Origin of the sequence: Arsenophonus endosymbiont of Apis mellifera (assembly GCF_903968575.1) — a bacterium.
Lineage (GTDB): Bacteria > Pseudomonadota > Gammaproteobacteria > Enterobacterales > Enterobacteriaceae > Arsenophonus > Arsenophonus apicola.
Genome location: NZ_CAJCFU010000046.1, coordinates 1 through 7,373, shown reverse-complemented (window position 1 = coordinate 7,373; position 7,373 = coordinate 1). Strand labels below are relative to the sequence as shown.

Here is a 7,373-nt window from a genome sequence, read left to right as displayed (position 1 = left end):
CTGTGTGGTCACATCGATACGCTCTACAACTTCATAACCTAAGAATGTATGTTTCAACATTTCTTTCACCTGCTCTGGAGTGTAATTAGCGTCATTTGCACACAGATATTTGCTTATCTCAGATGCCCACAAATGAAAAAGTGCATTTTGCGATAGGCTTCGAGTCTGCTTGAAGGGCTTGATAACAAGTTGATGCGGTTGGTTTGTTGCAAGAACAGCTTTTAAAGTTTGCCAGACGGATTGTTTAGTTGATTCGTGGAAGAGTAAGTTATCTTCCATATTCCTCCTTCATCCAATTATTTAATTGATTAAAATCCTTTCTGCTTTCTCTTACCTGTTTTTTAGTTGGCTTTAAACGAAAAATATAATGTTCACTCCAGTAATCTGACTCAAACTTTACTACCCAAAACCTTTTGTCTGTTTTGAACTTTTCGTCAACATAATAAATTTCACGACTAATCATCTTCATCCACCAATTGATCAGGGACGTTATCGACTTCATCACCGAGAAAGTTGATAACAACGGCTCGACATATTGCTATTTGTGGAGTTTCTCCAGCTTGAATACATTCATTCATATGTGGCGACATGCTTGCAAACCATTCGCCATCTTCATTTGACAAATAAATTTCATATTTTTTTATTAATTCTCCGCAATCGTCCCAGTTTTCAGTGAATTCGGAATTGCGTCAGGGCTTCTTTTCAGATAATCAGCTTCAAATCCATCTGCTAAAGCAGCCGCCCAGTCTAACGCCTTACCTTTCAACTCGCTTGTTTTCACAATCACTTTAAATCTCCTTACAGATAAAATTTATCAACTTGATTTGAGCTGGCTTTCCAGCTTTTAGATTGACAGCAGTCCAGTAGTAATCAAGCTCGCTAAATTGCATTTTGAACATGGACGGCTGGGATAACATTTTCAGGCAATCTTTTTCTGATAGTGCTTTGTCGCTAAAGCGATACCAATGCACAGGCTCGCCACCATCCTTAACAATGGTTGCTTCAATCTGGTATTTCATTGGGGGTGTCCTGATTATTTGAAGATGTTAAAGCTGAGTTTAATCTCTAGATACATTGTTATTCATCCAAACCTGGTCATAATCACTGTTTGGCATGTTGGCGATGTAATTATAAGGGCTTGTATTTTCTTCTGCTAAAAATTGATGCGCCTGTTTATCCAGATACAATGAGATTTTTCCTTCCCACCCCTCACCATTGCGCTGTTTTTCTAAACACAATATGGAAGCTGGCTCTTTTAGATATTCCTGCTCTTTTTCAGTTAATAGTTGACTGGCTTCTAGCTTCTGTAGCGCTCGCTCTCTGCGTTTATTTCGCCAAATAATGAAAAGGTTATCGGCAAGGTCGGTGATTGAACCTGAGCCTTTTACGTCCATTTTCCCTGTGGGTTTCTCCTCACTTTCCGATTTACGGCTGTGTGTCACTAGAATAACGTGGCATGAGGTTTTGTTTTTAAAATCACATAGTGCATCCATGAAGGCTTTTTGCCCGTTGTAATCATCATCTGCAAGCCCACACTTCATCAGGCTGTCAATGATAAACAGGTTGATACCATATCGGCGGTTAGCATATTTAAATATTTCGAGTAATCGTGATGATTTCGCTGTCCCTGTTAAGCCAAATAACCAGAGCCTATCTTCATAAAACTTAAAAGCGGACTCAATTTCTAATTGTGAGGGTAATTTAGCACATGTCGCCTGACGGGTCAGACGCTTTAAAAACGTTGCGGGTTTTAACTCAAACGAAGCAACACAGGCTCTCATTCCCTGACGCATTGCTTCACACAGAACATGCCCCAAAATTTCACTCTTACCGTGCCCATTGACTCCATTAAGTAGCGTTAACTCAGATTCACGATAACTGAAATGCCGATTTAATGACTCCCAAGGTGTTTTGAACAAATATTCCTCTTTGCCGTAAAATGCATCAAGCGTGCTTTGATAAAAATCTCGCGCTGTGCAGAGTTCTTCTGGGTCAAAATAAGCTGCTGTTTCAAGGCAATGTACAATTTCCTGCTGCGTCATACCAGCCTGTAAACATTCGTTGATGTCCTTGTGGGGCAGTTTAACTAAACGACACCGATATTCTCCTAATCGACGGGCGATTTCCAGGGCTGCCTGTTGTCCCACTTCGTCATTGTCCATCGACAACCAGATTTCAGTAAAGCGGTCAAGGTTGTGAAATTCATATTCAATCCACTGTTGTTTGGCTCCGCAGCCACCGCCAAAAGGAACCGACAATGCACTCAACCCATACTGGTGATAACTCATGCAGTCAATTTCACCCTCGCACAATATGACTGCACGGGTTGCTTTGGGTAGCGCTTGCCAGCCGAACAAACACGGTTCACAATCCGCTTCAACTGAAATAACTTTCTTCCCATCAGGTCTTGCTGTGCTAATGCGTTTAACCTGTATCAGCTCGCCATCTCGCTTGTAAGGGAACGCGATAGCGGGTAATTCCCTGTTATCTTCAGGTGACCAGACAATCCCATCACTGACCTGAAATTCTTTCGCCGTTTTTCGGCCTATGCCTCGTGATTGAAGATATTCGTAACAGTCTTGTGGTTTACGGACGGTTTTTTTTAGTGATGCGGGTTGTGGACGTTTAAACTGTTTTTTCCGTTTTGCTTCAAATGTACCCGATTCATCCGCTATCCCTAGAAACTGCTTTGCTTCCGCCATCGCCTGATGCAAACTACAGCCCCTGACCTGAACCCACAAATCGAGTAAATCGCCCCCTGTTCCCTCTGCAAAATCTGACCAGACCTTTTTGCCAGAGAGATTAACTTTTAAACTTTTTCCCTGCTCACCATGCACAGAGCCAGCCACCCACTCGTGCCCCTCTTTTTTGCCTTCAGGTAAAAGATATTTAGCCACTCTGACAACATCAAGCCACAACCTCTCAGATAATTCCGTAATGCTAATCATGCTTCCCTCAGATTAAATTTGTCAAACCCGTATTGTACAATGCCAGCGCTCAGCCAGCCGTTGTTGTACCCACGGATGAGTATTGATTTGATAATTTATTTCATGATGACTTTGTTAGAAAAATACCAGGCCGTTTTTAGCAATGGTTATTGTTGATTGATTGGTTACAGGTTGTCTTTGCTGCTTGCGTTTGCGTGCCGTCTCGTTTTGATAATTCAGTTTTGCGCTCAGTGCTGAAAACCAGTTTTTAGGTTTTTCTTTGCTGAATTCAACATCGAACCGTTTCAATTCCTGCAATAAATCAATATCTGAAAATATCGACGCCCATTGTTCAAAATCTTTTTGGTTGAGTCGAATCACTTCACCTTCAAACGCATAACGAGATATTTTTATCGGTTTTTTTTCAATCGGGTTTTGGGTGTTAAGATCTTTAGATTCTATGTTAGGTTCTACTGATAGATTCTGAGTACCGTTTTTGGGATCCTTCAAAGTACCGTTTTTGGTACTGTTCAAAGTACCGTTTTTGGGATCGTTACCAATTTCGGCACTGTTCCCATTTTGGTACTGTTTATCATCCCGTTTTTGGTACTCTTCTTCGGTTATATTTAACCGTAAAACTTTAACTTGTTTTGTTGCTCCTTTTCTCTCTCCAGTATCGATTATTAACCCTTCAGCTATCATTTGGTTAATTTGTCGGCAAATAGTTTTTCTATCTAACCCAGTATCATTTGATAGCCTCTGAATACTGGGATAGCAACAATGATGTTCATCAGCTCTGTCAGCTAGAGCTAGTAATAACAACTTCTGAGAAGCTTTTAAATTAATTTTCCATACCCAATTTGTTGCTATTCTACTCATACTGATTACCTCTAATGGATTCTTCGCGATGTTTAAGCTTTAATTTTGCATTTTCTAATGCGGCTTTTAGCTTCTTGGCGGCTAACTCTGTGAAAGAGCGATTGACTCTCTCTCTAATAATGTTTTTATGAATATTTGACTGGTAAAATCGGCGTTTATTTGCCATAATGACCTCGCTGAAATTGAAAGAAAAAAGGGAAAACTGGCGTTTCCCTTCTCCTTGAAAGGTAACCCAAACTTAAAGTTGGATATGATGTTTGCAGGCTCCATTGTTTTTTAACTCTGGAGCTTCTTTTTTTGGCAATCTCAAATGTTCCAGCATATCTATCAGCTTACGTATCTCTTCACCTGAGATATTTGTTATGACTAAATCCTGCTTCGGTGAATCGTACCCTATGCAATCAAGCAGTCTTGCCATCTTAGGAATTATTCCATCCTCTGACTGCCATCTCGTGATCTGAGAGGGATTTATGCCAATAGCGTGAGCAATTCTTATTGCTGAATGTGCCTGAATGCCATTGCGTATTCGGGCTTCAATATTTTTTGCATTTGATTTGCGTGTAATTGTGGTTTCCATGTCTATAATTAATTCCATAAGTTTCAGATAATAGTATTCCCTCCCGATGGGCTGGGAATTTAAAAAATCTCCCAATTTCAGGGAGGCCAGGTTGTTAAAGAGCAGTAGTTATAATTTATTTTTTTCTATAAAACTCAGTTCTGTATTTTAATTTTCCTTTAGTGATACGCTCCAATTTCAGAGCGGATCTTTCAGGAATAATTGTTCTCCATTGAGAAACAGCTGAATCAGAAATCATTAGTTTTATCGCGATTTCTCGATGAGAACCAAAAAAATTCACGACCTCATCTTTTAACATTAATACCTCCATTAAAGAATTCTTTAATTATCAGTTTAAAGGAAACTTAAGTCAAGAGGAATTAAGATTACTTAATTATGGAAATAAAATCGATCGGGCAACGCATTAGATTGCGAAGAAAAGAGCTTCAACTCACACAAAAACAGCTTGGGAAAAAAGTTGGGGTATCTCATGTTGCAATTTCACAGTGGGAAAAAGAAGAAACTGAACCTAACGGAGATAACTTGCTGTCTTTAGCTGACGCATTAATGTGCACTCCTGAGTATATAATTAGAGGTACAACTTCAGAAAAATCTATTCAATGTGACAATGATACTTATAAATATAGTAGGCTGACTAAAACAGAAGAAAAGCTTTTAGATATGTTCAATGCATTAACAGAAGATGAACAAAAAAATTATCTAGAAGAAATTGCTGAGACTCGGGCTAATCTTGAACGAATCTATAAAGAAATGAAAGAAAAAGAGAAAAAATCCAAAAGAGCATCGTGATGCATTTTTTAGAAATACAACCATTAAACTTATCTAAACAGGCATGAATATTTAGATTTTTATACAAAAGGACACTCTATGAAGGTTAGTTTTTGGGCTTATTATGCAAAAAATGATATCACTGATATAACAAGTAGAATTAATTTAACTCAGGCGATCAATGACAAAATAATAAATAAAAATTCTCATTCGCTTGAGTCTGGTAGTGACTATATATACTTACATCCTATAAATGCACAAACCTTTTTGTTTACTAAAACAAATGATTCTGAGCTAATAAAAAAAATTAACCAAACAAATAATTCAATTAACGATATCCGCGAAAGTTTAGCTGATGATGAAATACTAGGGTTTTCTTCTTTTGTTTTTATTGAAAATAGCATTTTAGGTTTTGTATCGACAAATTGGAGCCCTAGAACGCGAGAATTTTGTGATTTTATAAAAAGTAAAGAATTGCTACAGCCTAACGAAAGCCTAATAGTTGAGCCTTTAATGCAAGGGATTACAAAAGTTGATGCATTAAATATGAATTTTATCGGCAGAACGACTTTGAGGATTGAATCAGAAAACTCATTAACTAACAACATCCTCAGAAGTATTGGAGCTAAAAATGTATGTGATGTGCTATTGAATGAAATTGAAATAATCATCAAACCTAAATATCGTAAAAATATTCAAAAATTAACAAAAGAAATTCTAGCAGCTAGCTATGATAAAATTGATGACATAAAAATTAAAGGCAAAGAATCAGCAGCTGATAAACTCACAGAATATTACTTAGATGGTAAAGGTCACATTGGCGCTAAAATAATAAAGAAAAGTTCTAACGCTGACATTGCTGAAGAAATTTTAGCTACGTACATTAGACTTAAACCATTTATACTTGAGTCTTTTAGAAAGATAGAATGTGAATTATAGCCGTATAAATTATATCATAGTGGGAAATATTTAATGAACAAGTTGATAAAAATAGCATCAGCTATAATTCTATTTTCAATCCCATACTTAATTACATTCCCAATTTTTTGTTGGTTTAAATATTCATTAACACCAAATCTATCTTTCTCCCTACACAGGGATGTTCTTGGTGCCACAGTTAGTTCTTATTCAAGCGCTCTTATTGCGGTACTTATAGTTGGACTCACATTTCTATTAGGGATAAAAAATAATAACTTCATTAAATTGCAGCAATACGGATACTTGTTACCAATAATAACACTCTATGCTCTTACCTTTGTAGAGTTGGGAATATTGTTTTTTGCGGGTATAATTCTAATATCGAATTTTAAAGAATTACCATTACCATCAATGGCTGCAATCATGGTTGTAACCTCATTCATGCACTTATGTTTATTGATACTTCAGCTGTATAATTTATCAAATAGAAAATAACCCTCCGCCCGAGGGTTTTTATCGCCCTATTACCACTCCCCCTAATAAACACTCCCATCTCAACATAACTAACCCATACTCTAATATTCTCTGAAGTTTTACTCTTCCTCTGTATTAACTTTCCTTTTATATAACTAACCAAAAAAATAATTCATTTAAATCATTGTATTATAAATTTCTATAAAAAAAGTTCGCCTCATAATTTAAGTTTACTTTATTTATATATTGACAATTATATTAAGATATCTTAAATTAATCCTATCGACTCACTGCAACAGGCAAACGCCAGACAATACCATGAGTTATCTGAAACCTTGCCGGACGTTGCCAAGTAGCCAGCCTGAGGCATATGAACATGAAGGCAAGTGACGACAGTTGAATACTACCGCTCTTTAACACTCTTTCGCTGAAAAAGCGTAACCACAAAACACCCAAACAGTCGGTTTTGGGGTGTGTGAAATTGCCAAAATACAGTCATTCTTCTAATGCCAATACCAGGGTACCACCAAGATGACTGTAAATTTGACGCTTAGCCCTATCACACACCACCAAAACTTATTGTCAGGAGGTAATATGTGTAACTTTCATGGTTATGATAATGCTCGTCGTCGTAGAAATGAGCGTAGAAGAGCCAGGCAAGCAGCTTATGAATATAACAAAGCACTTAATATGGCACTGAAAGCAGCCTTAAATCGAAGTAAACCCTCTCAGCAAAAAACACCAACAAACACTAAACGCCCTATCCTTTCACTAAAAAGAAAAGTGATTAATCGTGTAGAAAAAGCAATATCAATTCGTCCTACTAAAGT

The 7,373-nt window shown here is 37.3% G+C and carries 14 protein-coding genes; 4 read left to right on the top strand and 10 right to left on the bottom strand.

Going from position 1 to position 7,373, the window contains the following annotated elements; translation table 11 throughout:
* From H1X92_RS05960 to H1X92_RS05915, 10 genes are all read right to left on the bottom strand, one after another.
* Nucleotides 1-279, bottom strand: a 279-nt coding sequence (locus H1X92_RS05960) for a recombination protein NinB (protein ID WP_180559289.1), incomplete at its 3' end; no start/stop codon positions are given.
* Entirely contained in the window at nt 269-463 is a 195-nt protein-coding gene (locus H1X92_RS05955; protein WP_180559288.1) for a hypothetical protein, read from the bottom strand. The genes H1X92_RS05960 and H1X92_RS05955, both read right to left, overlap by 11 nt.
* Nucleotides 456-623 carry a hypothetical protein gene (locus tag H1X92_RS05950; RefSeq protein ID WP_233458134.1) on the bottom strand — a complete coding sequence of 56 codons (168 nt, stop codon included), beginning with the start codon at nt 621-623 and terminating at the stop codon, nt 456-458. The genes H1X92_RS05955 and H1X92_RS05950 overlap by 8 nt, the downstream gene beginning before the upstream one ends.
* 20 nt (nt 624-643) lie before the next feature.
* Nucleotides 644-787 carry a hypothetical protein gene (locus H1X92_RS05945; RefSeq protein WP_180559287.1) on the bottom strand — a complete coding sequence of 48 codons (144 nt, stop codon included), beginning with the start codon at nt 785-787 and terminating at the stop codon, nt 644-646.
* Nucleotide 788: 1 nt separating this feature from the next.
* The gene (locus H1X92_RS05940; RefSeq protein ID WP_180559286.1) at nt 789-1,019 is read right to left on the bottom strand and encodes a DUF1187 family protein; all 231 of its coding nucleotides are present in this window, start codon (nt 1,017-1,019) and stop codon (nt 789-791) included.
* A gap of 39 nt (nt 1,020-1,058) precedes the next feature.
* Complete coding sequence (locus H1X92_RS05935) at nt 1,059-2,948, bottom strand: bifunctional DNA primase/helicase (protein ID WP_370520673.1); 1,890 nt, start codon at nt 2,946-2,948, stop codon at nt 1,059-1,061.
* 114 nt (nt 2,949-3,062) lie between these two features.
* Nucleotides 3,063-3,806, bottom strand: a complete 744-nt coding sequence (locus H1X92_RS05930) for a helix-turn-helix domain-containing protein (RefSeq protein WP_180559285.1) — start codon at nt 3,804-3,806, stop codon at nt 3,063-3,065.
* The gene (locus H1X92_RS05925) at nt 3,799-3,972 is read right to left on the bottom strand and encodes a hypothetical protein (protein WP_180559284.1); all 174 of its coding nucleotides are present in this window, start codon (nt 3,970-3,972) and stop codon (nt 3,799-3,801) included. Before H1X92_RS05925 ends, H1X92_RS05930 begins: the two co-directional genes overlap by 8 nt.
* Nucleotides 3,973-4,044: 72 nt before the next feature.
* A complete protein-coding gene (locus H1X92_RS05920) occupies nt 4,045-4,383 on the bottom strand; it encodes a CII family transcriptional regulator (RefSeq protein WP_180559283.1) in 339 nt (112 codons plus the stop codon).
* A gap of 115 nt (nt 4,384-4,498) precedes the next feature.
* Complete coding sequence (locus H1X92_RS05915) at nt 4,499-4,681, bottom strand: Cro/CI family transcriptional regulator (RefSeq protein ID WP_180559282.1); 183 nt, start codon at nt 4,679-4,681, stop codon at nt 4,499-4,501.
* A 77-nt stretch (nt 4,682-4,758) separates the two neighbouring features.
* Here H1X92_RS05915 and H1X92_RS05910 point away from each other — a divergent pair, with 77 nt between their 5' ends.
* The 4 genes from H1X92_RS05910 to H1X92_RS05895 all read left to right on the top strand — a co-directional run.
* On the top strand, nt 4,759-5,172 hold the full coding sequence (locus H1X92_RS05910) for a helix-turn-helix domain-containing protein (RefSeq protein ID WP_180559281.1): 414 nt from the start codon (nt 4,759-4,761) through the stop codon (nt 5,170-5,172).
* A 78-nt stretch (nt 5,173-5,250) separates the two neighbouring features.
* Nucleotides 5,251-6,090: a protein rexA gene (locus H1X92_RS05905; RefSeq protein ID WP_180559280.1), complete on the top strand. Its 840-nt coding sequence runs from the start codon at nt 5,251-5,253 to the stop codon at nt 6,088-6,090.
* Nucleotides 6,091-6,123: 33 nt separating this feature from the next.
* Nucleotides 6,124-6,564 (top strand): biopolymer transporter ExbB, encoded by a 441-nt coding sequence (locus tag H1X92_RS05900; protein ID WP_180559279.1) that lies wholly within the window; start codon nt 6,124-6,126, stop codon nt 6,562-6,564.
* Between the two features lie 573 nt (nt 6,565-7,137).
* On the top strand, nt 7,138-7,373 hold a 236-nt coding region (locus H1X92_RS05895), incomplete at its 3' end, for a hypothetical protein (RefSeq protein ID WP_370520672.1).